The organism is Nostoc sp. MG11, from assembly GCF_014904695.1.
Taxonomy (GTDB): domain Bacteria; phylum Cyanobacteriota; class Cyanobacteriia; order Cyanobacteriales; family Nostocaceae; genus Komarekiella.
In genome coordinates this window covers 198,513-224,561 of the sequence record NZ_JACXXN010000003.1, presented here as the reverse complement: position 1 = coordinate 224,561, position 26,049 = coordinate 198,513, and the positions used below count along the sequence as shown (strand labels likewise).

At 40.4% G+C, this 26,049-nt stretch carries 30 protein-coding genes; 13 read left to right on the top strand and 17 right to left on the bottom strand.

Going from position 1 to position 26,049, the window contains the following annotated elements:
• Nucleotides 1-4: 4 nt before the first annotated feature.
• The gene (locus tag HCR01_RS06260; RefSeq protein WP_193195388.1) at nt 5-967 is read right to left on the bottom strand and encodes a hydrogenase small subunit; all 963 of its coding nucleotides are present in this window, start codon (nt 965-967) and stop codon (nt 5-7) included.
• A gap of 818 nt (nt 968-1,785) precedes the next feature.
• On the opposite strand from HCR01_RS06260, the gene HCR01_RS06255 reads away from it, so the two are divergent.
• From HCR01_RS06255 to hypB, 11 genes are all read left to right on the top strand, one after another.
• Complete coding sequence (locus tag HCR01_RS06255; RefSeq protein WP_193195387.1) at nt 1,786-2,754, top strand: hypothetical protein; 969 nt, start codon at nt 1,786-1,788, stop codon at nt 2,752-2,754.
• A gap of 65 nt (nt 2,755-2,819) precedes the next feature.
• Nucleotides 2,820-3,086, top strand: coding sequence for a hypothetical protein (locus tag HCR01_RS06250; RefSeq protein WP_193195386.1), 267 nt, complete (start codon nt 2,820-2,822; stop codon nt 3,084-3,086).
• A gap of 8 nt (nt 3,087-3,094) precedes the next feature.
• Nucleotides 3,095-3,319: a hypothetical protein gene (locus tag HCR01_RS06245; RefSeq protein ID WP_193195385.1), complete on the top strand. Its 225-nt coding sequence runs from the start codon at nt 3,095-3,097 to the stop codon at nt 3,317-3,319.
• A gap of 56 nt (nt 3,320-3,375) precedes the next feature.
• Nucleotides 3,376-4,221: a NifU family protein gene (locus tag HCR01_RS06240; protein WP_193195384.1), complete on the top strand. Its 846-nt coding sequence runs from the start codon at nt 3,376-3,378 to the stop codon at nt 4,219-4,221.
• A 315-nt stretch (nt 4,222-4,536) separates the two neighbouring features.
• On the top strand, nt 4,537-5,733 hold the full coding sequence (locus tag HCR01_RS06235) for a hypothetical protein (protein WP_226889161.1): 1,197 nt from the start codon (nt 4,537-4,539) through the stop codon (nt 5,731-5,733).
• The gene (hypF, locus tag HCR01_RS06230; RefSeq protein ID WP_193195383.1) at nt 5,723-8,065 is read left to right on the top strand and encodes a carbamoyltransferase HypF; all 2,343 of its coding nucleotides are present in this window, start codon (nt 5,723-5,725) and stop codon (nt 8,063-8,065) included. The genes HCR01_RS06235 and hypF overlap by 11 nt, the downstream gene beginning before the upstream one ends.
• Nucleotides 8,066-8,161: 96 nt before the next feature.
• Nucleotides 8,162-8,422, top strand: coding sequence for a HypC/HybG/HupF family hydrogenase formation chaperone (locus HCR01_RS06225; protein WP_193195382.1), 261 nt, complete (start codon nt 8,162-8,164; stop codon nt 8,420-8,422).
• Between the two features lie 224 nt (nt 8,423-8,646).
• Nucleotides 8,647-9,831: a hydrogenase formation protein HypD gene (hypD, locus tag HCR01_RS06220; protein ID WP_193195381.1), complete on the top strand. Its 1,185-nt coding sequence runs from the start codon at nt 8,647-8,649 to the stop codon at nt 9,829-9,831.
• A 57-nt stretch (nt 9,832-9,888) separates the two neighbouring features.
• On the top strand, nt 9,889-10,992 hold the full coding sequence (gene hypE, locus HCR01_RS06215; protein WP_193195380.1) for a hydrogenase expression/formation protein HypE: 1,104 nt from the start codon (nt 9,889-9,891) through the stop codon (nt 10,990-10,992).
• Between the two features lie 17 nt (nt 10,993-11,009).
• Nucleotides 11,010-11,351, top strand: a complete 342-nt coding sequence (hypA, locus tag HCR01_RS06210; RefSeq protein WP_193195379.1) for a hydrogenase maturation nickel metallochaperone HypA — start codon at nt 11,010-11,012, stop codon at nt 11,349-11,351.
• Nucleotides 11,342-12,187, top strand: coding sequence for a hydrogenase nickel incorporation protein HypB (gene hypB, locus HCR01_RS06205; protein WP_193195378.1), 846 nt, complete (start codon nt 11,342-11,344; stop codon nt 12,185-12,187). The genes hypA and hypB overlap by 10 nt, the downstream gene beginning before the upstream one ends.
• A 44-nt stretch (nt 12,188-12,231) precedes the next feature.
• Here hypB and HCR01_RS06200 read toward each other — a convergent pair whose 3' ends face one another.
• Entirely contained in the window at nt 12,232-12,405 is a 174-nt protein-coding gene (locus tag HCR01_RS06200; protein ID WP_193195377.1) for a hypothetical protein, read from the bottom strand.
• Nucleotides 12,406-12,423: 18 nt separating this feature from the next.
• Here HCR01_RS06200 and HCR01_RS06195 point away from each other — a divergent pair, with 18 nt between their 5' ends.
• Nucleotides 12,424-14,277 (top strand): alpha-amylase family glycosyl hydrolase, encoded by a 1,854-nt coding sequence (locus tag HCR01_RS06195; protein ID WP_193195376.1) that lies wholly within the window; start codon nt 12,424-12,426, stop codon nt 14,275-14,277.
• Between the two features lie 107 nt (nt 14,278-14,384).
• Here HCR01_RS06195 and HCR01_RS06190 read toward each other — a convergent pair whose 3' ends face one another.
• The 10 genes from HCR01_RS06190 to HCR01_RS06145 form a co-directional block, all read right to left on the bottom strand.
• The gene (locus tag HCR01_RS06190) at nt 14,385-14,996 is read right to left on the bottom strand and encodes a class I SAM-dependent methyltransferase (RefSeq protein ID WP_193195375.1); all 612 of its coding nucleotides are present in this window, start codon (nt 14,994-14,996) and stop codon (nt 14,385-14,387) included.
• 437 nt (nt 14,997-15,433) lie between these two features.
• Nucleotides 15,434-15,790, bottom strand: a complete 357-nt coding sequence (locus tag HCR01_RS06185; RefSeq protein ID WP_162397552.1) for a hypothetical protein — start codon at nt 15,788-15,790, stop codon at nt 15,434-15,436.
• A 296-nt stretch (nt 15,791-16,086) separates the two neighbouring features.
• Complete coding sequence (locus tag HCR01_RS06180) at nt 16,087-16,536, bottom strand: orange carotenoid protein N-terminal domain-containing protein (RefSeq protein WP_193195374.1); 450 nt, start codon at nt 16,534-16,536, stop codon at nt 16,087-16,089.
• A gap of 323 nt (nt 16,537-16,859) precedes the next feature.
• Nucleotides 16,860-17,567: a Uma2 family endonuclease gene (locus HCR01_RS06175; protein ID WP_193195373.1), complete on the bottom strand. Its 708-nt coding sequence runs from the start codon at nt 17,565-17,567 to the stop codon at nt 16,860-16,862.
• 121 nt (nt 17,568-17,688) lie between these two features.
• Nucleotides 17,689-18,060 carry a hypothetical protein gene (locus HCR01_RS06170; RefSeq protein WP_193195372.1) on the bottom strand — a complete coding sequence of 124 codons (372 nt, stop codon included), beginning with the start codon at nt 18,058-18,060 and terminating at the stop codon, nt 17,689-17,691.
• Nucleotides 18,053-19,057: an LLM class flavin-dependent oxidoreductase gene (locus tag HCR01_RS06165; RefSeq protein WP_193195371.1), complete on the bottom strand. Its 1,005-nt coding sequence runs from the start codon at nt 19,055-19,057 to the stop codon at nt 18,053-18,055. The genes HCR01_RS06170 and HCR01_RS06165 overlap by 8 nt, the downstream gene beginning before the upstream one ends.
• Before the next feature lie 17 nt (nt 19,058-19,074).
• Nucleotides 19,075-19,437 (bottom strand): hypothetical protein, encoded by a 363-nt coding sequence (locus HCR01_RS06160; RefSeq protein ID WP_193195370.1) that lies wholly within the window; start codon nt 19,435-19,437, stop codon nt 19,075-19,077.
• 274 nt (nt 19,438-19,711) lie between these two features.
• Nucleotides 19,712-20,023 (bottom strand): hypothetical protein, encoded by a 312-nt coding sequence (locus HCR01_RS06155; protein ID WP_162397547.1) that lies wholly within the window; start codon nt 20,021-20,023, stop codon nt 19,712-19,714.
• A gap of 2 nt (nt 20,024-20,025) precedes the next feature.
• A complete protein-coding gene (locus HCR01_RS06150) occupies nt 20,026-20,298 on the bottom strand; it encodes a hypothetical protein (protein ID WP_193195369.1) in 273 nt (90 codons plus the stop codon).
• Nucleotides 20,299-20,365: 67 nt separating this feature from the next.
• The gene (locus HCR01_RS06145; protein ID WP_193195368.1) at nt 20,366-20,782 is read right to left on the bottom strand and encodes a hypothetical protein; all 417 of its coding nucleotides are present in this window, start codon (nt 20,780-20,782) and stop codon (nt 20,366-20,368) included.
• Nucleotides 20,783-21,823: 1,041 nt separating this feature from the next.
• On the opposite strand from HCR01_RS06145, the gene cysK reads away from it, so the two are divergent.
• Complete coding sequence (gene cysK / locus HCR01_RS06140) at nt 21,824-22,783, top strand: cysteine synthase A (RefSeq protein WP_193195367.1); 960 nt, start codon at nt 21,824-21,826, stop codon at nt 22,781-22,783.
• Nucleotides 22,784-22,971: 188 nt separating this feature from the next.
• On the opposite strand, the gene HCR01_RS06135 is transcribed toward cysK, so the two are convergent.
• From HCR01_RS06135 to HCR01_RS06115, 5 genes are all read right to left on the bottom strand, one after another.
• Nucleotides 22,972-23,463, bottom strand: coding sequence for an ArsC/Spx/MgsR family protein (locus tag HCR01_RS06135; RefSeq protein ID WP_193195366.1), 492 nt, complete (start codon nt 23,461-23,463; stop codon nt 22,972-22,974).
• 245 nt (nt 23,464-23,708) lie between these two features.
• A complete protein-coding gene (locus HCR01_RS06130) occupies nt 23,709-24,320 on the bottom strand; it encodes a cupin (RefSeq protein ID WP_193195365.1) in 612 nt (203 codons plus the stop codon).
• A 5-nt stretch (nt 24,321-24,325) separates the two neighbouring features.
• On the bottom strand, nt 24,326-24,493 hold the full coding sequence (locus tag HCR01_RS06125; RefSeq protein WP_193195364.1) for a hypothetical protein: 168 nt from the start codon (nt 24,491-24,493) through the stop codon (nt 24,326-24,328).
• Nucleotides 24,494-24,521: 28 nt separating this feature from the next.
• Nucleotides 24,522-25,007, bottom strand: a complete 486-nt coding sequence (locus HCR01_RS06120; protein WP_193195363.1) for a hypothetical protein — start codon at nt 25,005-25,007, stop codon at nt 24,522-24,524.
• A gap of 104 nt (nt 25,008-25,111) precedes the next feature.
• Nucleotides 25,112-25,711 (bottom strand): heme-copper oxidase subunit III, encoded by a 600-nt coding sequence (locus HCR01_RS06115; protein WP_193195362.1) that lies wholly within the window; start codon nt 25,709-25,711, stop codon nt 25,112-25,114.
• Nucleotides 25,712-26,049 lie beyond the last annotated feature (338 nt).

Below are 26,049 nucleotides of genomic sequence, written 5' to 3'. Positions count from 1 at the left end.
CGAACTAAACTGTAAAAAAGTCTTCTTCTGCCCAAGGTGGTGCTGCGTCTTTGGCTACCATTGTGAGTAAGGCGTAGTCTTTTTTGTTGACTCCTGGTGGTAATTCTTTGGGAACTCCCATGACGGTTTGGGTTTTAAATACGGTTCCTGGTTTGAGGTCAAAGAAGGGAAATTCTGGTTCTGTGCAACCTAAACAGGGCATGCCGGCGCGGGTTTTGGAGGAGACGCGATTCCATAAGATGCGGTTGCAGGATGAATGGGTCATGGGGCCGCGACAACCTAAGTCGTAGAATAGACAGCCTTTGCGTTGACCAAATTCGGCGGTTGATGCTTTGTAGGCAAAGTGGACGTTGCGGGTACAACCTGTTTGAGTATAGGTATTGAAGAAGGTTTGAGGACGATGCAGTTCATCGAAAGCAATGTCGGCTATACGTCCTGTGGCGATCGCAACTAATATCTGCGTTATCCAGTCGGGATGGGCAGGACACCCAGGTATATTAATTACGGGTAATCCAGCTTGCGATAAGAAGTCTTTACCTAGAAAGCCGCCTTCCTGACGCTTAAGAAATTGCAAGCCTTCTGACTCGCTGGGGTTGGGTGACATGGCGGGAATTCCTCCCCATGTGGCACAGTCTCCCACGGCTACGATAAAACTAGCAGCTTTGGAGAGGTCTGCTAGCCAGTCTTTCATGGGGCGATCGGCAAACCGATTCCATTCGCCGCTGCCGTTGGGGGCGTTGACAACGCTGCCTTCAAATACCAAGATATCTAAGGGAATTGTGCCAGAAATACAATCCCACAGCAGCGTTTGCAAGTTGTTGCCCAGTTCCACTCCTAAAGATGGATGCCAAAGTAGGTTAATGCCAAAGTCGGCAATTAAATCGCAGACTGTCGGTTCTTCGGCGTTGAGAAATGACATGGTGTTGCCTGAACAAGCACCACCTTGCAGCCATAGTACATTAGTCATCGGCTATCTGTTTTTCTATCGTTTACCATGCATGATGTAGGTGATCAGGTTTGTAGAGTCTCACCTGTTTATCAATATTTATTTTCCAAAATAGGGTATTTTTTTATTCTATTATCTTTCCTAAATAAAAAATTATCATTAGGCAAAAATATAATCTAATAAAGATTTAATTAAAAGGTTATATGGATAACAGACTTTTCAAAAAAAACATGAATAATATATAGACCAACAACAATATTTTTATAGTTATTAAGTATTCAATTTAAGTATGTAAGCTATATACGGGGAAGACCGTAGCTTTAATTTAAAAACATTAAATTTCAAATAAATGTGAGTGTAGTATATAGGTCAATAGTTAGATTTTGATGACAGATAGGTAAATAATCTATTTATTAAATGTCAATATATCAACAAGAAAAATTTGAATTATGTTATATGTTGATACAAAAAATATTATAAGAATATAAGGTGTTTAAAGCTGACATTAATATTGGCATTTTCCCCATAGAATTTTATAAATAGGGTGTTTTATAGTAAAAAAATTGATTGAATTCAAAGAGACTGGATATTGGATACTGGGTATTAGGGATTAGGAATTGGTGAAAGGGAAGAACCATCCCGTTCTTTGCCCTTTAACCTTTAACCTTTCCCCCTTTTTCCTAGTCCAAAGTCCCTAGTTTCAAAAAAGGGGAATTCCGCCTAAAGGACTCAAAGCCTGCGTAAATCTGTATGCCCTGTGATTGGACGCGTAAAGCGTGTCTTGATCTTTCATGGGCGTTGAAAGACTCAATTTCCCAATTGGCTAGAGTACGGCAGTTATGACCCCCAGCATTACAGATTCAGCAGTGAAGGCTGCGATCGCCGCCATTGCATCGGAGTCAGCAACGATGGAGGAAAAAATCCAAATGCTGATCGAGATCGCACAGGGCTTTCAAAAGAAGCCCAAAACTGCCCAAGACTTGCGTAATGCAGTTTCCTTATATTACCGGGCTTATGAGATGTGTGGTGAGGAGTATACCCTGCTGAAGGCCCGCGCCCAGGTGGGAATGGCAGGGACGTTACAGGCAATACCGGATGTGGGAACTGAATTGTTACTGCAAGCGAAAGTAGGTTATGAAGAGGCGCTACCGACTTTACAACAGTTAGCTTTGCCAGAAGAAGTGGCAGAGGCACAGATGAATTTAGGGTTGGTGTTGCAGTCGCTTGTACCCTTCAATTTGGCGCGGATAACGGACAGCATCCAAGCTTATCATGAGGCTTTGCGGGTGTTTACTTGGCAGGATTATCCGCAGGAATACGCGATTTTATACAACAATATTGCGATCGCATACCTTTCTATGCCTTTGGCGTCGGAACGTGAATACTTGCGTCAGGGGTTAGCAGTGCAATCATTTGAGGTGGCGCTAAAGCATATTAATCTGATTGACCATCCTAGAGAATATGCGATGTTGCAAAACAATTTAGGTAACGCTTTGCAATATTTAGTTAGTTCTCATCCTCTGGAGAATAATTTGCGGGCGATCGCAGCTTACAATGAAGCGTTAAAAGTGCGTAACCCCAAAGATACACCCATAGAGTACGCTAACACAATTTCCAACAAAGCTAACGCTTTATTCAACTTACCCGACGACCCAGAAAAGCCCGAAAGTAGTAACTCTAATAATCTCTTGCAAGCGCATACTTACTATCAAGAAGCTTGGGAGATATTCACACAACACCAACAGATGGAACAAGCAGAAATAGTAGCTCAAGCACTACAAGATGTAGAAGCAGAAATGATGAGTTAGGAGTTATGAATCAAATTTACATTCTCACTTATAACTCCTAAGTTTAATCAGAAAGGCAACACAGCATGAGAGATATTTTGACCAACCCTAGTGTGAGTGATTTTCTTACAAGCTTAGCGGCTGGAGAGTTGAACATAGAAACTGAATTAGTGTGGGTAATCATTGCAACCGCTTTATCTATGGTCGGCGGTGCTATTGGCGGGATGCTGTTAGCCGGGAAAGATATCGGTTATCAGTTTTCAGCAATGCTGGGTGCATTATTTGCCCCGGCTGGTGCAATTCCTGCCATAGTATTAGGGTTATTTTTACTGAATTTGTTAACAAATTATTAGGAGGAATTATGTTAGAGATTGGGTGGTTTTCTGCCAAGTTATTTTTTAAAGGAAAGCTGCTGCGTGACCCTATATATTTTATCCAGCAGACTGCTATTGGTGTGAGCATTGGTTTTCTACTACTTGTATTACTTGCACAAGCCGAAATTCCTTTTTGGTTGCCAGTAGTAATATCTAGTTTAGTAACAGGTATGATTATGCCATTTCTCCTCAAAGATTTCAAAATGAAGTGACTTTTTAATTGTCATTTCTCCTTTGTAAATAACCAATGACCAATGACAAATAACCAATGACTAAACTTGAAGAATTGGTTGAGGAAATCAACCGCTTTGAGGCAATTATATCTGAGTGGGATGAAAGCCAACGGTGTGTAGCAGTAGGGCTAAAAAGGTCAATTGAAGCTTTGCATAAAGAAGCATTGACACGTTTGATTAAAAGCCTCAAGCAAGAATCAATGTCAGCTTTGCGTCATGCTGTTGATGATGAAGTAGTGTATGCAGTACTACTTTATCATGAACTAGTAAAATCGCCACAACCGTCATTAACGCAACGCGTTCAGACAGCGCTTGAGGAAATTCGCCCAGGCTTAAAAAGCCATAATGGAGATGTAGAATTAGTGGCAATTAAACTACCAGATACAGTAGAAGTTCAGTTAATAGGAGCTTGTAGTAATTGTGCTGCTTCTACTTTAACTTTATCTCAGGGAATTGAACAGGCAATAAAAAAACATTGCCCCGAAATTACTACAGTAGTTGCGGTCAATAAATCTCCTAGTATTAATAGTGCTAATTCTGGCTTAAGTAGTCCATTTCTTACACAGGTAAATTCTGCTTGGGTGAAATTAGCAACTATTGATCAAGTTCCTGAGTCTGGTATATTGGCAGTAAATTTTGCTAGTAACTCACTAATTTTACATCGTCAAGGTGTTAATATTACCTGTTACCGTAATGCTTGTAGTCACATGGGAGATCCCTTAGAAACGGGTAAGGTTGAAAATGGTATTCTTACCTGTCCTTCTCACGGATTTCAGTACAAATTAGAAACAGGTGAATGCTTAACTGCAATCGATGTTGCTTTAAAGTCTTATCCAGTACAGATTAAAGGTGATAATGTTTTTGTACAGATGCAAAAATAGGGTTTAAGAGTATTTTAGGCATAGGTGATAAATTGCGATCGCCTATGACTCAAGCAATTATATAATGGGCTTGGAATTAAGCGATCGCACTTGAGGGTTCGCATATTCTACACCAATTTATTTGATTTTAAAAGCACTGTGAATTCCGATGTCTAATTGTTTTAAATTATGATTATCAAAGTAAATTATTCAAGTGGAAATCACTGTAATATTAAACTTAAATACAAAATTGCAACCGTTGATACACATTAATTTATGCAAATGAGATTGGATAATTCTCATACATATCCAAACACAATTAACCCTATATAAAAATTGCTACCAAAAAACATAGTAACTCCCCAATTACCTCTATCATCTCAGGGCGCAAAGGTGATTTTAGGTAGCATTCTTGAGCCGCACCAATTAGTAATACCTTTAGCACCCAGTTCTACGACAATGTTTGGGCCTCGTGGTGCTTGTTTACTATCTGATGGGCCATTGTGGGTATCAGATACAGGACATCATCGGTTATTGGGATGGCAAAATTTACCCACTAGAGATAACCAACCTGCTGATTGGGTAATTGGACAACCAGACTTTTATCATGAAGGACAAAATGCTAAAGGTACACCGGGAAAGACAACCCTCAGTGTTCCAACTGGGATTTGTGCTTGTGGGGAGGGTTTAGCGGTAGCAGATGCTTGGAACCATCGAGTTTTGATTTGGAACAACTTACCAGAAGATAGCAATGTTCCAGCAGATTTGGTGTTAGGGCAAGATAATTTTTTTAATAATGAATCTAATAGGGGAAGCCAAATAGCATCTGCTAATACAATGCACTGGCCCTATGGTGTTTTCTACCATCAAGGACGGCTGTTTGTTGCCGATACAGGCAATCGACGGGTTTTAATTTGGCATCAATTACCAACAGAAAACGGTCAACCTGCCGATTTAGTATTGGGACAACCAGATATGATATCTCGTAACGAAAATGGTGGTGGTTCTCCGACAGCAGCGAGTATGCGTTGGTGTCACGATATCATTTTTTGGGGAGAGAATTTGGTTGTTGCTGATGCAGGTAATAATCGCGTGATGATTTGGCAAGGAATGCCAACAGAAAATAATGCCCCTTGTGCAGTTGTGTTAGGGCAAAAAAACTTTAATTCTGTGGAAATGAATCAAGGAGTTTATTTTCCTAGTGCTAGTAGTTTGAGTATGCCTTATGGTGTAGGAGTTGCTGATGATTGGTTGGTAGTTGCGGATACAGCTAATTCTCGATTATTAGGATGGAGCAAACCGGAGTCAATTTTATCATTGCAGGGTGCAATAGCAAATGGCTCGGCATTACCCGCTACAGGCATCGCAGGACAAATAAATTTTCAAAACAAAGGCGAAAATCGCAACTTTGGACTACCAAAGCGAGATAGTTTAAATTGGTGTTATGGAATTAAAATTGTTGGCAAAACAGCGGTAGTAGCTGATTCTGGAAATAATCGAGTTTTGCTGTGGCAGTTTAACTATGGCGATTGAAGAAATTAGAGTCTACGGTACTGTTCAGGGGGTGGGATTTCGCCCTACTGTATATCGTTTGGCTAAAGCTTGTGGGTTGTATGGTGATGTTTGTAATGATGGACAGGGTGTGTTAATTCGGGCATCTGGTAGTGAAGCGGCTTTAACAAAATTTGTCGCTAAATTACAACAAGAATGTCCGCCATTAGCTAGAATTCATCAACTGGTACGAACTCCTTATAAAGGTGAATTTAACTTTAATGATTTTGTAATTTCTAGTAGCGTCAGTAACACAATTAAAACAGAAATTGCTCCTGATGCTGCCACTTGTCCACAATGTCAACAAGAAATCTTCGACCCCTTTAGCCGCTTTTATCGTTACCCTTTTACTAATTGCACTCATTGCGGCCCTCGCCTGAGTATTCTGCGTGCCATTCCTTATGACAGATGCAATACAAGTATGTCTGCGTTTACTATGTGTTCAGAATGTGAGAAGGAATACCACAATGTCGAAAATCGTCGCTTTCACGCTCAACCTATAGCTTGTCACACTTGCGGCCCTACAGCTTGGCTAGAACGTGCTGATGGTAAACCTGTTACCGCTTCCATGTTCTCCATGTTAGATGATGTTGATGCCGTTTGTACCCTGTTGCAAAAAGGTCAGATTGTAGCAATTAAGGGGTTAGGTGGTTTTCATTTAGCTTGCGATGCGATACAGGAAACAGCAGTGCAAAAACTGCGTCAGCGCAAAAGACGCTATCATAAACCCTTGGCTTTGATGGCGCGGGATTTAGCAGTAATTGAGGAATATTGTACAGTCAACGCCAAGGAAAGAAAATTATTAGTAAGTACTGCTGCACCGATTGTTTTAATGCAAACGATAGGAAAAAAACAGGTAGCGCCTTCAGTTGCACCTGTGCAAAATGCCCTCGGTTTTATGCTACCTAATACACCTTTGCATCACCTAATTCTCAGGCGGATGAATCACCCAATTGTCTTAACTAGTGGTAATCTTGCTGATGAACCACAATGTATTAATAATGATGAGGCAAGAGATAAATTAGGAACGATTGCCGATTATTTTCTCTTCCACAATCGGGAGATTATTAATAGAGTGGATGATTCAGTAGTCAGGGTTGTTGGTGATAAAGTACAAACAATTCGCCGTGCTAGAGGATACGCGCCAACACCGATTAATTTACCACCTGGATTTCACAACGTGCCGCAAATTTTAGCAATGGGTAGTGAGTTAAAAAATACTTTTTGCCTGTTGCGTGAAGGTCAAGCAATTCTTTCTCAACATTTGGGAGATTTAGAAGATGCTGCGGTTTTTAATGCTTATCAAGATACATTAAATTTATACTTAAATTTATTTGAGCATAAACCAGAAGCTATAGCCATTGATATTCATCCAGAATATCTTTCAAGCAAACTCGGCAAAAAACTAGCAGCCGCTAATCAAATCAAACTTTACCCAATCCAACATCATCATGCTCACATTGCTGCTTGCATGGCAGAAAATGGTATTCCTCTAGATTCGTCTCCAGTTTTAGGCATTGCTTTAGATGGATTAGGTTACGGTGCAGATAATACACTATGGGGTGGAGAATTTATATTAGCAGATTATTGTACATTTAAGCGCTTAGCAACATTTCAACCAGTAGCAATGATTGGCGGTAAACAAACAATTTATCAACCTTGGCGTAATACCTATGCCCATTTAATAGCTACTGATGTTTGGGATAATCACCAACAACAATATGCGGATTTAGAAATTATACAATTTTTGAAACAAAAGCCACTTCAGCTACTCAATCAGCTTATGGAAAAAGGGATTAACTCACCTCTAACATCCTCAGTGGGACGGTTGTTCGATGCCGTAGCTGCGGCTATCGGTATTTGCCCTGAAGAGTGTAGCTATGAAGGACAAGCAGCAATTGAAATGGAAGCATTAGTCGATATCAATAGCTTAAATAATAATAAAGAAATAGTAACTTATCCTTTTAATTTTAGATTTTTAGATAGTATTTATTGTATAGACCCAAGTCCAATGTGGCAAGCCTTACTCAATGACTTGCAGCAGGAAATTTCACAACCAGTTATAGCTGCAAAATTTCATAAAAGTTTAGCTAATGTCATTACAGAAATAGTTAATCGTCTTTGTCAAGAAAATACGATTAATCAAGTAGCCCTAACAGGAGGTGTATTTCAAAATACTGTATTGTTAGAACAAGTTACTAAGCGGTTAAAAATATTAGGAATAAATGTACTTACTCACAGCTTAGTTCCTACTAATGATGGCGGTATATCTCTAGGACAAGCCGTCATTACAGCCGCTCAAATTCTGACTTAATTCTTGATATTTTAACAAAATTTTTTCTCATAAATTATTTTCTCTGTGTTCTCAGTGCCTCTGTGGTTCGTTTATCCTTAAAAAAGGAAAATAATAATGTGCTTAGGAATTCCCGGACAAATTATCGAAATTACCAACGTTAACCATAAATTAGCCATTGTTAACATTGGTGGCGTCAAGCGCCAAGTAAATATTGCGTGCATAGTTGACGAACAACATCCCCCGGAATCTTGTGTTGGGGATTGGGTGCTAGTACATGTTGGCTTTGCCATGAATCGAATTAATGAACAAGAAGCGGCGGAAACATTACAATTATTTCAGGAATTAGCAGCAGCACAAGCAACTATTAGTAATTAAATAATAGACCTGTTGGATAAATGTTTTTGCCTCACGCAGAGGCGCGGAGGCGCAGAGAAAGAGTTTAGAATGAGGACTTTTGTAATAAGTATAATCTACTAATTTTCAAACTCACGCCTTTCCTTCTTACTTGGCGTTTTTGGCGTCCTTGGCGGTTCGTAAAAAAATATTTTACAAAATAGCGAAATTAATTTATAGGTAAAATCTACTATTCCTAAATCCCTATGAAATACGTTGACGAATTCCGAGAACCCGAAAAAGCTGAAGCCTTACGCCGCGAAGTTGCAAAATTATGCCAGCAACTAGAAAAACCAATCAAAATCATGGAAGTATGCGGTGGGCATACCCATTCTATATTTAAGTACGGTATTGAAGAAATTCTGCCCGATGCCATTGAATTAATTCATGGGCCTGGTTGTCCAGTATGCGTTATGCCAAAGGGTAGGTTAGATGATGCGATCGCAATCTCCCAAAATCATAACGTCATCCTGGCCACATTTGGCGATACCATGCGAGTTCCCGGTTCCAAAACTAGCCTACTGCAAGCCAAAGCTACAGGCGCAGATATCCGTATGGTGTACTCTCCCTTAGATAGCCTGCAAATTGCTAGAGATAACCCCAGTAAAGAAGTAGTCTTCTTCGCCCTAGGCTTTGAAACCACCGCCCCCAGCACCGCCTTCACCATCCTGCAAGCAGCAGCCGAAAAAATTCATAACTTTAGTATGTTTTCTAATCACGTCCTCGTGATTCCCGCCCTTCAAGCACTGCTAGACAATCCCGACTTGCAACTAGATGGATTTGTTGGCCCTGGCCACGTCAGCATGGTAATTGGCACTGAGCCTTATGAATTTATTGCCCAACAATATCATAAGCCAATTGTGATCTCAGGATTTGAACCTTTAGATATTCTCCAATCAATTTGGATGCTGTTGCAACAGCTAATAGAAAATCGTTGTGAAGTCGAAAACCAATATAACCGCATAGTGCAAAAAGCTGGAAATACAATGGCGCTTCAAGCTATGAACAAAGTTTTTGCTGTGCGAGATAGTTTTGATTGGCGAGGCTTGGGAGATATACCCTATTCTGGCTTAAAAATTCGACCCGAATACGCCCAATTTGATGCCGAACTTAAATTTACCATTCCTAATCTCAAAGTAGCCGACCATAAAGCTTGTCAATGTGGAGAAATTCTTAAAGGCGTATTAAAACCTTGGCAATGCAAAGTATTTGGTACAGCTTGTACTCCCGAAACACCCATTGGCACTTGTATGGTATCTTCCGAAGGTGCTTGTGCAGCTTACTACAAATATGGACGACTATCTAATATTGCCAAGAAAACAATAGCTGAAAAACCAAAGATACCTATAACTCAAAAACCCCTTCCTTCTTGCGGTATCTCTTTGGATTAATACAACTTTAGGCAAATTTGTCGTAGAAAAAAACTCTGCGTTCCTCTACGTTTTAATATGAATCTTTATCCCACTAATTCAGCACAAAATCCTCTCTTTCAAAAATTAGAACAAGTCCGCCGCCGCCAAGGTAAAGTGCAAGATACTCATATAAATCTCGCGCATGGCAGTGGTGGTAAAGCTATGCGCGATTTAATTGATGATATCTTTGTCAGTAATTTTGATAATCCAATTCTCTCCCAATTAGAAGACCAAGCCACGTTCGATTTAACCAGTCTCATACAACAGGGAGACAGACTAGCTTTTACAACAGATTCTTATGTCGTAGACCCTTTATTTTTTCCCGGCGGTGATATAGGAGAATTAGCTATTAACGGCACAATTAATGATTTAGCTGTCAGTGGTGCTAAACCCTTATATCTGACTTGTAGCGTGATTTTAGAAGAAGGACTAACTGTAGAAACCCTACGGCGGGTTGCTGTGAGTATGAAATTAGCTGCAAAAAAAGCAGGCGTGCAAATTGTCACGGGTGATACAAAAGTTGTACATCGTGGTGCTGCTGATAAACTATTTATTAATACTGCTGGTATTGGTGTCATTCCTTCAGGAATTACTATTTCTGCTCACAATCTTCAACCTGGAGATGCAGTAATTATTAATGGCGAATTGGGTAATCATGGAGCAGCAATTTTAATTGCTCGTGGCGAATTAGCCTTAGAAACTAATATAGAAAGCGACTGTCAGTCGTTATATAGTTTAGTGAAAACTATCCTCAATGTTTGTCCCAAAGTTCATGCTATGCGGGATGCAACTCGCGGTGGTTTAGCTACAGTTCTAAATGAATTTGCTCTCAGTTCTGATGTAGGAATTCGTCTGTATGAGCAGTCTATCCCAGTGCGCGAAGAAGTAAAAGGGATTTGTGAAATTTTAGGTTTAGATCCTTTATATTTAGCAAATGAAGGTAAGTTAGTAGTAATAGTACCGGGCGAAAATGCAGAAGTTGTTTTATCAGCTATGAAATCCCACCCATCAGGCAAAGATGCTTGTATTATTGGCGAAGTTATACCTTCACCTCCAGGTGTTGTCTTGTTGAAAACAGCTTTTGGCACAGAACGAATTGTTGATATGTTAGTTGGGGAACAACTGCCGCGTATTTGTTAATAATTGATAGTTTTTATATGCATGAATTAGGAATTACCCAAAATATTGTAGCCATTGTAGCTGAACACGCTAAAGGGGCAAAAGTGCAACGTGTTCTATTAGAAATTGGTCAACTTTCAGCTATTATGCCTGATGCTGTGCAATTTTGTTTTGATATTTGCACTCAAAACACAGTTTTAGCAGGGGCGATATTAGAAATTAGGGAAATTCCTGGCTTAGGGCGATGTTGCCAATGTAGTGCAGAAATTCCTTTAGATAAACCCTTTGGTATCTGTAAATGCGGTAGCACGCGATTAGATTTAATCGCTGGTGAAGAACTGAAAATTAAGGAAATAGAAATAGAGGAAGTATGTGTGTAACTTGCGGTTGTTCCGATAATGGCGAAACCAAAATAACCAATTTGGAAGCAAGTGACGTTGAACACCACCATCATACCCACACTTTATCTGATGGTACTGTTATCACCCATTCTCATAGTCACGATACTCACACAGAAGCATCTCAAATTCATGCTAAAGTACATGGCACAACTATATCTTTGGAACAAGATATTTTAGCCAAAAATAACTTGTTAGCAGCCCAAAATCGAGGATGGTTTAAAGGTCGAAATATTTTAGCATTAAATTTAATGAGTTCTCCTGGCGCGGGGAAAACAACTCTCTTAACTCAAACTATTAATGATTTAAAGCATCAATTATCTATTAGTGTCATTGAAGGCGACCAAGAAACTACTAATGACGCTCAAAAGATTAAAGAAACAGGTTGTAAAGTAATCCAAATTAATACCGGAACAGGCTGTCATCTCGATGCATCAATGATAGACAGGGGTTTACACAAATTGAATCCGCCGCTGAATTCAGTGGTGATGATTGAGAATGTTGGGAATCTGGTTTGTCCAGCCTTATTTGATTTGGGAGAACAGGCAAAAGTTGTGATTCTCTCTGTGACGGAGGGAGAAGATAAGCCGATAAAATATCCCTACATGTTCCGTGCTAGTGAGGTGATGATTCTCACTAAAATTGATTTACTACCTTATGTACAGTTTGATGTTCAAAAGTGCATAGAATATGCTCAGCAAGTAAATCCTCAAATTCAGATTTTTCAGGTTTCTGTAACTACAGGAATAGGATTAGATAGTTGGTATAAATGGCTATCTCAAAAGGTAGCAGACTTATCAAACCCATTTTCTGTCTAACTGCCAAGACTGCGATCGCTCAGTATTCCATTTTTTATAGGAAACTATTGCTTAAAGCAGCAGTCTGAAGTTATTTTAAGCGATCGCGTTTCCAATTCAGTGTCAAGCGCGATCGCTACTCTTGAAAAAAGACTAGTTTTATAATCAAATCCCTCTGTGGATTCATGACAAATAAAAGTAATTTTCCAAACATGGGAGGTGAATGTTCTAATTTTCATATCAATGCGTAAATCCTCATGGCTAAAGTTGAAGAATTTGCACCCCAAAAACTTTCCGAAGCAGACCTAAAGCCACGTGGGAGGGTTCATCTGAGTCCTGTCAGTTGGCGCGACCAAATTTTGTATCAGTTGCTACCGGATAGATTCAGTGATGGTGATGAAAATCAAAGAGAACTTTTTGACCGCACTAACCCATTAAGATTTCAAGTCAAAGACAAAGCTAGCTGGATGGCAGCTGGTAATAAGTTCGTTGGTGGTACTCTTAAGGGAGTTAAGAGTAAGTTAGATTACTTGCAACGACTGGGAGTAACAACGCTTTGGCTGAATCCACCTTGGCGACAACGCCCAGACTTAGAAACTTACCACGGTTACGGTATTCAAAATTTTTTGGATATTGACCCCCGTTTTGGAACTCGCCAGGATTTAAGAGATTTAATTGATGCTGCCCACGATCGCAGTATGTACGTCATCCTAGATATAATCTACAACCATAGCGGTAACAACTGGTTTTATCAGGATGAAAGTGGTAGTTCTAGTACAATGCCTTACCGCTTCTCTCCTCCCTATCCCGTTCATGGCTGGCGTTCTCACAATGGGGAAAGTATCCCGGAAATCGCCACCCCCGACGATGGCGTTTGGCCCCAAGAATTTCAAAATCTCGATTGGTATACCCGTGCTGGTGAGATTGGCAGGTGGGATGTGTCATATTGGGAAGACCCACTGAGTCCCAATGCAGAATTTCGCCGTGGCGACTTTTACGATCTCAAAGACTTAAACTTAGAAAACAATCAAGTGATTGCGGCTATAGCGAGAGTATATCAGTATTGGATTGCTCTATCTGACTGCGATGGGTTTCGGATAGATGCAGTCAAGCACGTTTCTCCCGAAGATTCTCGCAAATTCTGTACTGCGATTCGTGAATATGCTCAATCCATCGGTAAGGATAATTTTCTGTTAACCGGAGAAATAGCTTCTGATACGATGGCTGGTGCATACATAGATATTATTGGTCGCAACCTGAGCGCAGTACTAGACATTATTAGCGCCCCAAATGATTTGACTGCAATGGCGAAGGGTTTAGCGCAGCCAAAACAGTTTTTTGATTTGTACAGCGAAGATAAAATTGCCGGAAAATACCGTCAAATTGGGTTATACCATGTCTCCGTTTTGGATGACCATGATATGTTATCCCGTGGATGGAAGCAGCGGTTTGCCGCATATAGCAACGTCCCTAACCTTTATGAACAGGTTGCTCACGTTGTTGGCGTGCAATTAACTATGCCGGGAATTCCTTCTATATATTACGGGACAGAACAGGCTTTTGACGGCAACGCAGGTTATCACGACTACAGCGCAGAAGGTGGGCGATTAGCTGAAGATAGATACATCCGGGAAGCAATGTTTGGTGGTGCTTTTGGTGCATTTCAAACAGCAGGCTGTCATTTCTTTAACATTGACCATCCTACTTATTTGCGGATAGCTGCGATCGCCCATATTCGCAACCGACAAGATAAAATAGGCAAAGCATTGCGCCGAGGACATCACTACCTACGCGAAACATCCTTTTGTAACTATCCGTTCTCAATTCCTGGACAAGGAGAAGTAGTTGCTTGGTCACAAATTTTATTTGACACAGAGGTACTGATGGTGTTAAACACCCACGGCTTAGAAGGCCGAGGTGCAGAGGTGACAGTCGATACTTTCATACATCCGCACAACTCAACCATGACTTTTTTATACAAAAGTGACTGGAGTGATTCACAGTTACGCCATCCACCACGCGACCAAACTGTAGCTGTGCAACATCATAACGATGCACGAGCAACTGTGCGGATTGATTTGCCTCCCTCTGGAATGGCAATTTTGGTGTAGTTAAATGTCGTAATACTTCCCAATATCAAAAATATTGACCTTTCGTTATTGGTCAATTTTTTGTTTTTTTGCCAGTGCATTAGTTTTAATTAATGCACTTTATTTAATTATGGTTTAGCAAAAATCGTCAGCAAAACAGGGCCTAATAAATAGTGGTGACTTAAACAAAGTAGTCCGGCATCAAAGCCTAGGGCTTCACGACTCTCTGGGCTGTAGAATCTAATTTTAGCAGGAGAGGCTGCCACTAACTCTGATGCTGCCTGGCTTTTGGAGGTGATATCAACCAAGTAGAACTTTCCACCCGGAGCAAGTACCCGCGCCACCTCACTTAAAACCTGTTTTGGTTCCGAATAGTGTAAGAAACTTATGGTGTTAAAAACAGCATCAAATTGACCGTCGGCAAAGGGAAGAGACTCAGCTTTACCCTCAACATAAATTAAACGGGGATGGTGGCGGTTTTTCTGTCTTGCTACTCTTAACATCTGAGGAGATAAATCCAATCCAGTACCGCGCAAGTCAGGAAATTCAGTTGCTAGACGTTCTAGTAAGCGTCCAGTACCACAGCCTAAGTCAAGCACATTTGGCCGATTTTGTAAATCAACTTTTGAGAGTAGCCGTTTGTGAATGGCTTGATAAATAACTGAAGGAAAGAGCGTATCATAGCTCGATGCCCAGCGGTCAAAAATTTGCTTTTTATTACTTAGAAAATTACTAATCATTAATTTTTGCAGCTAGCTACTTCCCTTGACTTCTATGACAAGTCAGGGAGGTTTTTGCAGCGCCTCCAATAAGTAGTTTATACCAATTCATAATTCATAATGTTTCGGCTTCGCTCAACAACCTTCATAATTATGAAAGTCATATTTTATCTGAGTTGAGGTTTCCATCTGTAGTATTATTTTGAGTAATTGGTATTACTATAGGACTTACGCACTGAAGCCTGAAACCCTGATCCCCCCTAACCCCCCTTAAAAAGGGGGGAACGTCTAAAGCCCCCTTTCTAAGGGGGTTGGGGGATCTGAGTGCGTAAGTTCTGTATTATTGTTTTCCGCAAGAAGGAAATGGTAAAAGATAGAGATGCTCATGGGATTACCATTAAGCAACTCCTTGAACAAGATTGGAAAATAAATAGCGCTCACTAAGAGGATCTAGTTGACTAATTCTCTAAAACTTGACGAATACGCCGCTCTAACCGTTCGAGATCTAGACCACCTTCATCACGACTAATACGACGCACAGTCGAGTTAACATTGCTTAAGTCTACCAGTAAATCTTGGAGAATTTCTTGCTGTTGACGTGCTTGGGTAACTTCACGTGGTTCCTGCACTAAGTCACGCACGATAGTATCTTCAGCCCGCGAGGCGACGATAGGGTCGCTTTGACCCTGTATATTAACGAAAGTTCGTCGTCCAGGCCCGCGTTCTTCTTCAATGGGTATTACTGCCGTTACCTGATCTGAGCGTACATATTTTCCGAATCCCAGGTGAACTAGCACTGATGACTGTATTTTCATTTAAAATAAAGTTTATTTGGGAACATACTTCTATTTTAAATTCTAATTTGATAGCCAAGAGCTATAACTAGAACGGGTTCTACGCAATTAAGAGTAGTAGTTCCACATTGCAAATAAGGTGCGATTGAATAGGTTTTCGTCCGATGCAAGTAAAAAGACAACCCAGAGATGATAGTCTCTGGGTTAATACCTAAGTTAAAGAGTATTGAAGTAGAGCAAAAGGATCAAGCTTAGCTAAATTTGCTACTTTTTGCGATCGCTAAATCTAGAAAGCTATCGAGAGTTCTAGAACTGAACTAACCCGTTATTTGTACCAAACTCAGCATGAAATTAACCCGCTGCTCAAACTCTAGCTTTTTGATCTCTGCTGTAAACTCGTCTGTTTCAGCAGGTAGTTGATAGTCAGATGGCACTTGAATAATGCTTCCGTTATCCATTCCTTGTGCTAGTAGCAGCCAAACATCTAACCTAGCATTGGGACTTAGAGCATTGTAAGCTTGACTAATATTGTTAGCTGCACCATTAATCAAGTCGCGTTGTGCTTGCAGTTGCTCCTCTGGAGACAAATCCTGGATTAGGTCAAACACTGCTTTAGCAGGACTTTCTACGCTGTCAGGTGGTGCTGGTGATAGCTGCTCTTTAAGATCTAAGTAACCAAACCAAAGTATGCCTAGTTGAGTATCTACATCAAAACGTTTAAAAGTTTCTAAAGCTGGTCTTGTGCTTTCGTCAATTGTGTAGGTCATAAAAAACTCCAAACAAGTTAAGTTATTCTCAATTTCTGAGTTCCTGAAAGAATTCGCTCTCAGTACCTTTACACAAGTTAACGAATAAATGGAGATGTACAACCCTACTTAGGGTAGGGATAGGACTCACTACGTAAGACAGATATAGATAATTCAAATTGCTACTTACAAAAATGTCTATTTCAATGTATGTGCTAGCAAAGATAAAAGCTAAGACTTTTAATAACGCAAGTTTTGTAAGAATTGAGAGATTGACACTTACAAGACATCATTGGGCTTTTTCCCTTTACCCTTTACCCCACCAAGGTCACGCAAGCGAAATATTAATTTGCACTAGGTAAATTATCGGGATCTATGCCGAGCGATCGCAAATACTCGGCTAACTGTTCTGCTCGGATTCGTTCCTGTTCTGCCTGTTCTTCTGCTCTTAAATAGCGATCGCCTTGCTGATCATACCAAGACAACAACTCCTGTTGAATACCAGCTACAGTACCTTGGTATCGTCCAATACCCAAACCCACTTCTGGCATCCAGTAATGTTCACCTATCTGTAATTGGTAATGACCATCCACCAATTTATACACTTCAAACGGTTGATGTTGGTCGCATCGCCAAAATTCTGGATTGTAAATCACATAATACAACACACCAAGTTTGGCATAGATATCCATTTTCTCATCATATTCACCCCCTGGTGAATGAGATACCATTTCTAATGTGAGTATTGGAACTACTTCATTCTCTTCCCAAACTGCGTAACTTTTGCGAGATTTCCCGCCTTTTTTCCGTTCCACTCCTACACTTAAAAAGCCATCTGGCACTACAGGTACTCTGGGATTAACACCTGTAGTGTGATAAACTGCCATGTCTACACCGAAGTACCAATCCATTCGATTTGCCCAAATAGAGTTCAGCAAAAACAGTAGAACATTGGGCAAAAAATTTTGGTCTTCATTATCCACGGGTGTATCGTCTGAGCAAGGCAGTTCGTCAGTGGTCGGTAACGCTTGTTTGAGATCGGGTGAGAACATAACCTTTGTCTCGATGGCGTTGATTTATTTGATTATAAAATAATTAGTATAAATGTAATTTTACAAGTTTGTAGCCGTCACCTTAAAAGGTAACGGCTACTATTAACTAAACTGCATGAATTTAAAGCCAATCTCGATAAGCCGAGATTTCATTCACACTGATTTCAAAGGGCATACCTTTGCCAAATGGCGGATAAACCCGGATTTTAGCATTCCTACTAAACCGCTCTAGCCGATTCCCTAATTGGGGAATATTGCTGACTATATGCCAGTAAGATACGATGTCAGGGCAATCAATTATCAGTGTCAAAGTGGTGGCATTTGTTGTGAGATACCATTGACAACTAGACAATAGTACTTGGGTAATGCGATCGCAGGCTAAATAAAAGCATCTCCCAGTAGATTGTTCTAATTCCATACGCATCATTCCATCCTGTTTTGTCACCTCAATTGGTGGCAAATCATCTGGAGGAAGTAAGGACATTTTAGACATAATTCCGCACCTCTTGGTTGTAGCGAGTCAAACTCTCAAGGTTTTTTTGTAGATCAAAAGATGAGGGTTTGAGTGCTAGCGTACCTAAATCTAATTCATGCTGAAATTTCTTGATTTTGTCGCGACAAGTTGCTACATCACCGATGATTGAGTTCTCAATCAAATAGTCTTCATCAAAACAGATATTTGTGCGATCAAATGGCTTTTGGTTGGAATTCGCACTATTCTGCATTAATTGAGCCGAGTTGGCTGTCATTTTCTGGCTGAATTTACGAATGAAAGGCAAAGCTTCACTCACTGCTTCATCATAAGTTTTACCAACATAAAAGAAGCGGGCCAGCATCAAATTTTCAGCGCCACTGGAATTTAAAGCACGATATTTGGCAACAGTATTCTTCAATCTTTCCAGGGAAAACGGTGGCCCTCCCATCAAGCTGAAGGAATGTTTAGCGGCAAACCCTATACCTTCATCATCACCACTAGCAACATACACTGGAATTTGTCGCTGTAAAGGTTTCGGGTAAATTGTCAGGCGATCGCATTGATAATATTGTCCGTTAAATGATACATCAGTTTCATATAAAAGCTTCTGAATCAATGCGATCGCTTCTAGTGTCTTAGCGCGAGATTCACTTGTCGGTGTGGCAAAATGCTTGTTGTGTTGAGGAAACGGCCCACCTTTAGCAATTCCAAACAACAATCGTCCATTGCATAGGTTATCCAGTGTAGCAATGTCCTCTGCCACCGTAATCGGGTTATGAAACGCCAGCAATACTGCTGCTGTGCCTAATTTGATAGTTGAGGTCAAACCAGCCAGATGCGCTATCAACACCAAAATTGACGGGCTGAGATTCAATTCATTAAAATGATGCTCTGTTACCCAGGCTTCTTCAAAACCCAAGCTTTCCACATGTTTTACCAGCGTGGCTTGCTCAAATATGGCACGACGAGCATCCTGGTGTTGATTTTCGTAATTGCAGAAAAGTCCGGTTTTCATTATTTGCAAGCGCTATTCTACGTTGCAACCCACTGCAACTCTAACCATAAACGTGGGTTGTTATGCTTGAGCTTCGACATGGGATCACGCAACAATCGTTTGGCATTCATGCAGACTACCTGCATTAGACCCATGTTGTCTGCCACTTCTCTGAGTATTTCTTTTTGAGCTTGCACACAGGAAATCATTTCGTCAGAACAATAAATTCCTATGTATTGCAACCGTCTAGCAGGTCGTCCCCAGAAACAGGTGATGACTTTCACATAACACCCGTCTAGTAATTCTCCAACTTTTGGGTAGTAATGGTTGACGACTCTTGTGAATTCTTTGGCTAAGATGTCTTCAGCAATCATTGGAACTGATATTTCTGTAGCGTCCATCACGCTATTTAATATAACATAATTTTGTCATTTAAATATGACAAATCAACCTATTAATCTTAAATAAAACATTAAGTATTACTGAAAGTAAGGCATTTTAATACCAACCCTACAAGCAATTAATAATTAATAAACTATACCTTCTTGAAGATTACCCGATGTGTGCTTATGCAGATATTTTCATAATAACAAACAACAATAGGGAGGGCATTGTAATGCCCTCCCTACAAGCTACAAAGAACGGTGATTCTAAATTTTGAACTTTTAATTGTTATTATCGAGCATTGCGTTCTGAAACTAAAACCTCTGCTACGATATCTGGTACATTTACAAAGTCCAGAAAACCTTCGGAACCACGGATTGGTGAAATAAATGTGTAGTTGGGGTCACACACTCCATTGTCATAGACTTGAATAAACCATCTATCTGGAAATCCTTCTACACCCAATTCTACGATATACCAACTTTCACCAATCAGACGAGAGTTAAAGATTGTGAACCATTCTCTATTTTCTTCTGAGATGTTCCAATCTGCCATGAGAAGCTCTAACGCTATTTGTCCTGCATCAGTTGAAGTCAATAGCATTTTTACTCCTTATTAGAAACTTCAGTGGAAACTTCAGAAACTTCAGGGTACAATCCCAGTTGCTTAGCTAGTTCACGCGCTACAAAGAATAAAAACTGAGCGCCATCTTGATTACCTTCGTGAGCAAACATAGTTGCCACTTGTAACATTGTCTCAACTAAACCAGAATCAATCAATTCTGGCTTAGATTCCAAAACTTCTGGTTCTTGACCATTAGGACATTTGAGTAGCTCATCAATCAGATTAAAATACAAATGTTGGCGTTGTTCTGTCATGGTAAATTTGTTGATTTTGGAATAAGTCTAAGTGCCAAAAACCGGTGCTCAAAACTTCGGTAATTAATTACTGCTCAATACTTTGCTGCCAAAGCCTTTCCAACATTTCGACTTGTTCTTTTAAGACAGCAGCGCGGTAAAAAAGATACCTGTCATAAAAAATAATCCCTAACCCAAGACAAATAGGAGTCAAAACGAAAAACCATTGCAGGATAGTGGCAAGTTTATATTGCTCAGCAACAGTCAGCATTTGATTAACTACATTGCGGTCAGAGGGTTTTGTACTAGCTTGAGATTGAGAGAAATATGTACTATTTGGCTGAGGAGTCCAGGTACTACTCTTATTAACTTTGCAGGTTAAATTCTGGGATTCTACTAAGTTTATATGTCGTTCCCAAACTACACCAAATACTACTAGCTCTGGAGAAAGCACTACTAAAGTAACTACGCAAACTGTAAGAATATTTAAAAGTTTGGCTTTCATTTAGGCTCTCCCTTGCTAGGTAGTATGCACCCAGTAAGAAAATAACTTTTACAATTTATCTAAGTAGCTATCTGTATGTACTTCTCAAACAGTTCTGATACTAAAGATATGTGTAAACGGTAATTCTTAAAATTGTTAGTTGTCAGTTATTTTTCTGATTAGTACTGACTACTATCCACGAATAAATTACCTACTTTCTCACAAAAGTAGAACTATGAGGTCATCAGATACTAGAATGTAGTTTCTCCTACTGTTAAAAGAGGGATTAAGAAGTCCCCCCTTGTTCACTAAGCTTTCGCCTAGGAATTTCGGGGGGTAGAGGGGAATCTCTGCGTAAATCCTATACGTTTTATATCAGTCCCCTCTCTACACAACAGCTTAGCTGAGTCGAATTAAGATTATTAAATTCATTAAAACAGTACTCAAAGTCTACGATCCTTACCTGATAAGTCTTTTAAAAAATCGTTGGGGTATGGGTGCTAGTATTTTTGGGTTGGGGTTCTAGTATTTAGGAAGCGGGGTTCTGGTGTTTGGAGTACTCAACTCAAAGCATTACAGGAACTAGTGTAGGATTGTTTTTTTCTAATTATTTTTTCGTTAAAAACTGTACTCAAAAAATATATCTGTATCTCTCGCTAAATATATATGCAATAACAATAAAAAACAATTAAATTTGCCAAATTAATTCAAGTTTCTATCACAAATAAAAACTCTTAGAATATAGTGCCAAAAGTTTTGCACATAACGCAGGCTGTCTCTAATCCTTGGTGAGTAACCAGTAGGCTCAGCAAACTAATCTGAGCGCGAAAGGCTATGTTAAGCAATGCAATGGTAAAATATAAGTACGGCGAGTCAACCATAGACTAGAACAAAATGAATGGGAACATCTCACAAAAGTTCCTCTTAAACTTCTAGATTTTGTAGTTTAGTTAAAATCTATAGTTGATGCACTAACTTGTAATAAACTGCAAATTAAACAAACAAAATATTATTGTATAAGTAAATACTCTACACTAAATTGAGAATTATAGGGGTGAATTAATGAGAATTGCTAAAGACGTAACAGAACTTATTGGAAGAACTCCTTTAGTTCAGCTAAATAAAATTCCTCAAGCTGAGGGAGTAGTAGCGAGAATAGTTGTCAAATTAGAAGGCATGAACCCAGCTGCTTCGGTGAAAGACCGTATTGGATTGAGTATGGTACTCTCAGCAGAAGCAGAGGGTTTTATTGAGCCGGGAAAAACCATTTTAGTAGAGCCAACCTCTGGTAATACCGGGATTGCTTTAGCGATGGTAGCAGCAGCGCGTGGCTACCGTTTGATTTTGACTATGCCAGAAACGATGAGCCAAGAACGACGGGCTATGCTCAGAGCCTATGGTGCAGCTTTAGAGTTGACACCTGGTACTGAGGGGATGCGGGGAGCAATTCGCAAAGCCGAAGAAATTGTAGCGAACACTCCCAATGCTTACATGCTGCAACAGTTCCGCAACCCAGCTAATCCTCAAATTCACCGGGAAACCACCGCAGAAGAAATTTGGGCTGATACAGATGGAGAAGTGGATATCGTCATTGCTGGGGTAGGTACTGGTGGAACGATTACTGGGATTGCAGAGATACTTAAAGGGCGTAAGCAGAGTTTTCAGGCGATCGCAGTTGAACCCAGCAACAGTCCAGTTCTCTCTGGTGGTGAAGCCGGGCCACATAAAATCCAAGGTATTGGTGCTGGATTTGTTCCAGATGTTCTTCGCCTAGAACTGGTTGACGAAGTAATTAGAGTCAGCGATGAACAGGCGATCGCTTATGGGCGACGGCTAGCAAAAGAAGAAGGATTATTATCTGGTATATCCTCTGGTGCGGCTTTGTGTGCCGCCATTCAAGTCGGTAAACGTCCAGAAAATGCCGGTCATTTAATCGTGCTCATTCAGCCTTCCTTTGGCGAACGTTATCTCAGCACACCCATGTTTCAAGACTTGACTCTAGAGCCTGCTGGCGTCCGTTGAGGAGAGTGGGGGAGCAGGGGGAGATAAGGGAGTCAATACTTTCCCTTATAAACACTTCTTATCTCTCTTATGGCCTGGGAAAAGGGGAAAGGGTAAGAGGTAAATTTCAACCTTTCCCCTTCTTCCTTTCTCCCTTAACTGAAAGGTATTGGATGAGGGAGTAACATTCTTCTTCATTCCCTCATCGTCTAATGTTTACACTTACCTTGATGATGGTGGTCGTGATCGTGACCATGTCCGTGAGCGCAGTTTTGTAAATCCTGCTGTCTGAGATTTTCGCTAATTTCTCGTAAGGATTCATCCACAGGCTTTAAACCAATCCAAGTATCAATCTTCTCGACATCAAAACCTACATCGCGGCGTAGGCTTTGCTCACTGGAGGCATCGCCTACTTCTATTAAAGGACGGCGAATTAATATCGGATCTTGCAGCATCAGCGCTAAAGCTGTTTGTGCATCAAGTTTTTCGGGAACCACCTCACCAGATTTTATCCGTGGAGCAGAACGATTAAACCATTCGACTACGGGGCGATCGCCAAAAAATGAGCGCAAACGTTCAACTGTCCAAGGTTCTGTTAGCAGGTTGTATGGTATCACCTCATGTCCCGCAGCGGTTAGCAAAACCTTTTGCTTGACGCCACCTTTACAACCTGGTTTTCCATAGAAAATTACTCTTGCCATTTAACTGTCTCCTAGTTATTAGGATGTTGAAATAAATAAACTTACAGCTATTTTAGGTATCACGCAGAGCCGCAGCGAAAAGTTCTGTAGGCGGGTTTCCCAACCTAGGAAACTTTTCAAGACAGAGTCGCAGAGAAGAACTTAAGAGTGTGGTCTAAAACATGAAAACTGCTGTAAAGTCAAATTCACATATTTCGCTAACCCTCTGCGTTTCAAATTAAACCTTCAACTTGCCCAGATATTAGCTAGAAATTTCTAGCACTATGTTTGACCGGATCAAACTCGAATCTTTCTTTCGGATCAGTTTCCCCATAAATATTAAAGGTAACAGTTGGTTCATCACCCACTGCTTGCACACTGTGAATTGCATCTGGAGTGAGGCTAATAATATCTCCAGGAAATAAGGTTATCTCTCCCGTCCGTTCGATTTTGTCTTCATATCCTGGGCTGTGAGTGCGTTGCCAAAAAGTGTTTTTTTCCTGACCTTTTAACACCGCTACTATTCCCCACGTCCCATGATTATGAATGGTTGACATCGTTCCCGGTGCAAATGTTACTGTTTGCACAGTTAACGGAAAACCTAATTCATCGTATAGGAGTACAACAGAGGTTCCCGTATTAGGAGAAGGCTCTAAATATTGACTTCGCACCCAGTATGAATTCACAATTAAGCGCCTTACTAACATGCGGATTTCTGGCAGACAACTTGATTCGTCATCTGCATTATTAAGAACATCTTCCACCTCAGTCAAAAACCGATAAAGGCGATAATTCTCTCTCAATAAATCCCATGCTCTCACCGATTTACAGGCTTGATACTGACCGTCTCCTGTTAGCAGCCAATCCCTACCTTTCATAACCTTTAAAACATCAGTTGAGAAGATTGAGGCAAAACAAATGGAGGTGGAGGAGAGAAAGAAGGAATATTTGTTGTGTAAGGAGGCACGCTACCGGCTGGTAAAACAGGTAAAAGAGGAGTACTAGAATGACTAAATGTGGACAGAGGAAGATAGAAAGATGAGTTATTCATGGCTGTTGATGGTTGATTCCTGATTAAATTAATCGTCTTCTTCTGGCGGACGTGTCAAAATATCCAGAAGTATGCCGGCTCCAAAATCATTTTTGGCATCAATCTCCTTGACCCTGGTACTTATTTCTTTGGCTTGGTCTATTTCTCCTAGTTTTGCTAAGACCAATCCAGAAGCAGCATAAGCATTCAAGTACAATCTGATTTGGGGTTCTTCTCGCCGCTTGATTAATATCGGCTTAAGTCTTGACCAGTCATCAGGAAATTTTTCTGCTTCTTTAATTTTATCTATTAATTTGATTGTTGTTTGTAGTGCAAGTATATAATTATTTTTATAGTAGAAAAACCTATACGCTGCTACCAAAATATCTGCATTATCACCAGTTTTGGCTAAAGCTTGTTGAATATATTTTTCGGATTCTGATGTATTTTCCCAAGTTTGTGCAGCTAATATAAGCAACTCTTTAATATCATCAGGAACTTGAAACCATGAGAAGCGATTTGCATCAACTTGCATAATTATTTGGGGACTGGGAACTAAGGGAGCAGGAGAGCAGAGGGGCAGGGGGGCAGAGGGGCAAAAGAGTAATTCTTCCCTTTTCCCCATGCCCAATGCCCAATTTAAAACAGCGTCAGAATGTATACCAAAGTAAAGAGAACAATCCAGATAATGTCTACGAAGTGCCAGTAAATTTCTGCCATTTCGATGAAAGTATGATTGGTTGCAGAATAAGTACCGGGACGACGCGATCGCCATAACACACCTAAAATCAATAACAGTCCCACAAATACGTGCAAGCCGTGGAACCCAGTCATGATATAAAAGCAGTTGGCGAATACGTTGGTAGTCAGACCATATCCTAAAGTCGAATACTCATAAGCCTGACCAAGCAAGAAAATTGCGCCCATGATTGCAGTAATTGCATACCAAAACTGCATTCCCTTGACGTCATTCTTTTTAATCGCCACATCACCGAAGTGAATGACGAAACTACTCGACACCAGAATAATAGTGTTAATCGTCGGCAAAAATAACTCTACTTCAGTTCCTTCGGGAGGCCAAGCATCTGTCATGCCTCGGAAGAATAAATAAGTGGCAAAAAATCCCCCAAACATCAGGGATTCAGAAGCGAGGAACGTCAACAGTCCCCAGACTCTTAAATCTGGATGTTCTTCGTGTCCTGCACTGTCATGTTCCTTCGGCGTTGTAGCTATAGTCATAGATTTATTGACAGTATTATCCGCTGTGTCTGTACTGAAAGCTTGAATCAAGGATCAAGTATGAAGCGGCAAAATTTCATTCCTCACCCAAAATCCTTTATTCCATGTAGAGTGAGCATTATTAGTCCTGTAAAGGTTGGGTTGTACCCAATATGGTTCAGTTAGTGATATTTGGTGTTCGGAGATCCCCCCCAACCCCCCTTAAAAAAGGGGCTAATATCCCTCTTTTACCCCCTTTTTAAGGGGGTCGCCGGAGGCGGGGGGATCTTAACTGAACCGTATTTGGGTTGTACCTCTCTCTTTGAAGACTTGACTTGTTCGGGAATTAAAAAAATTCC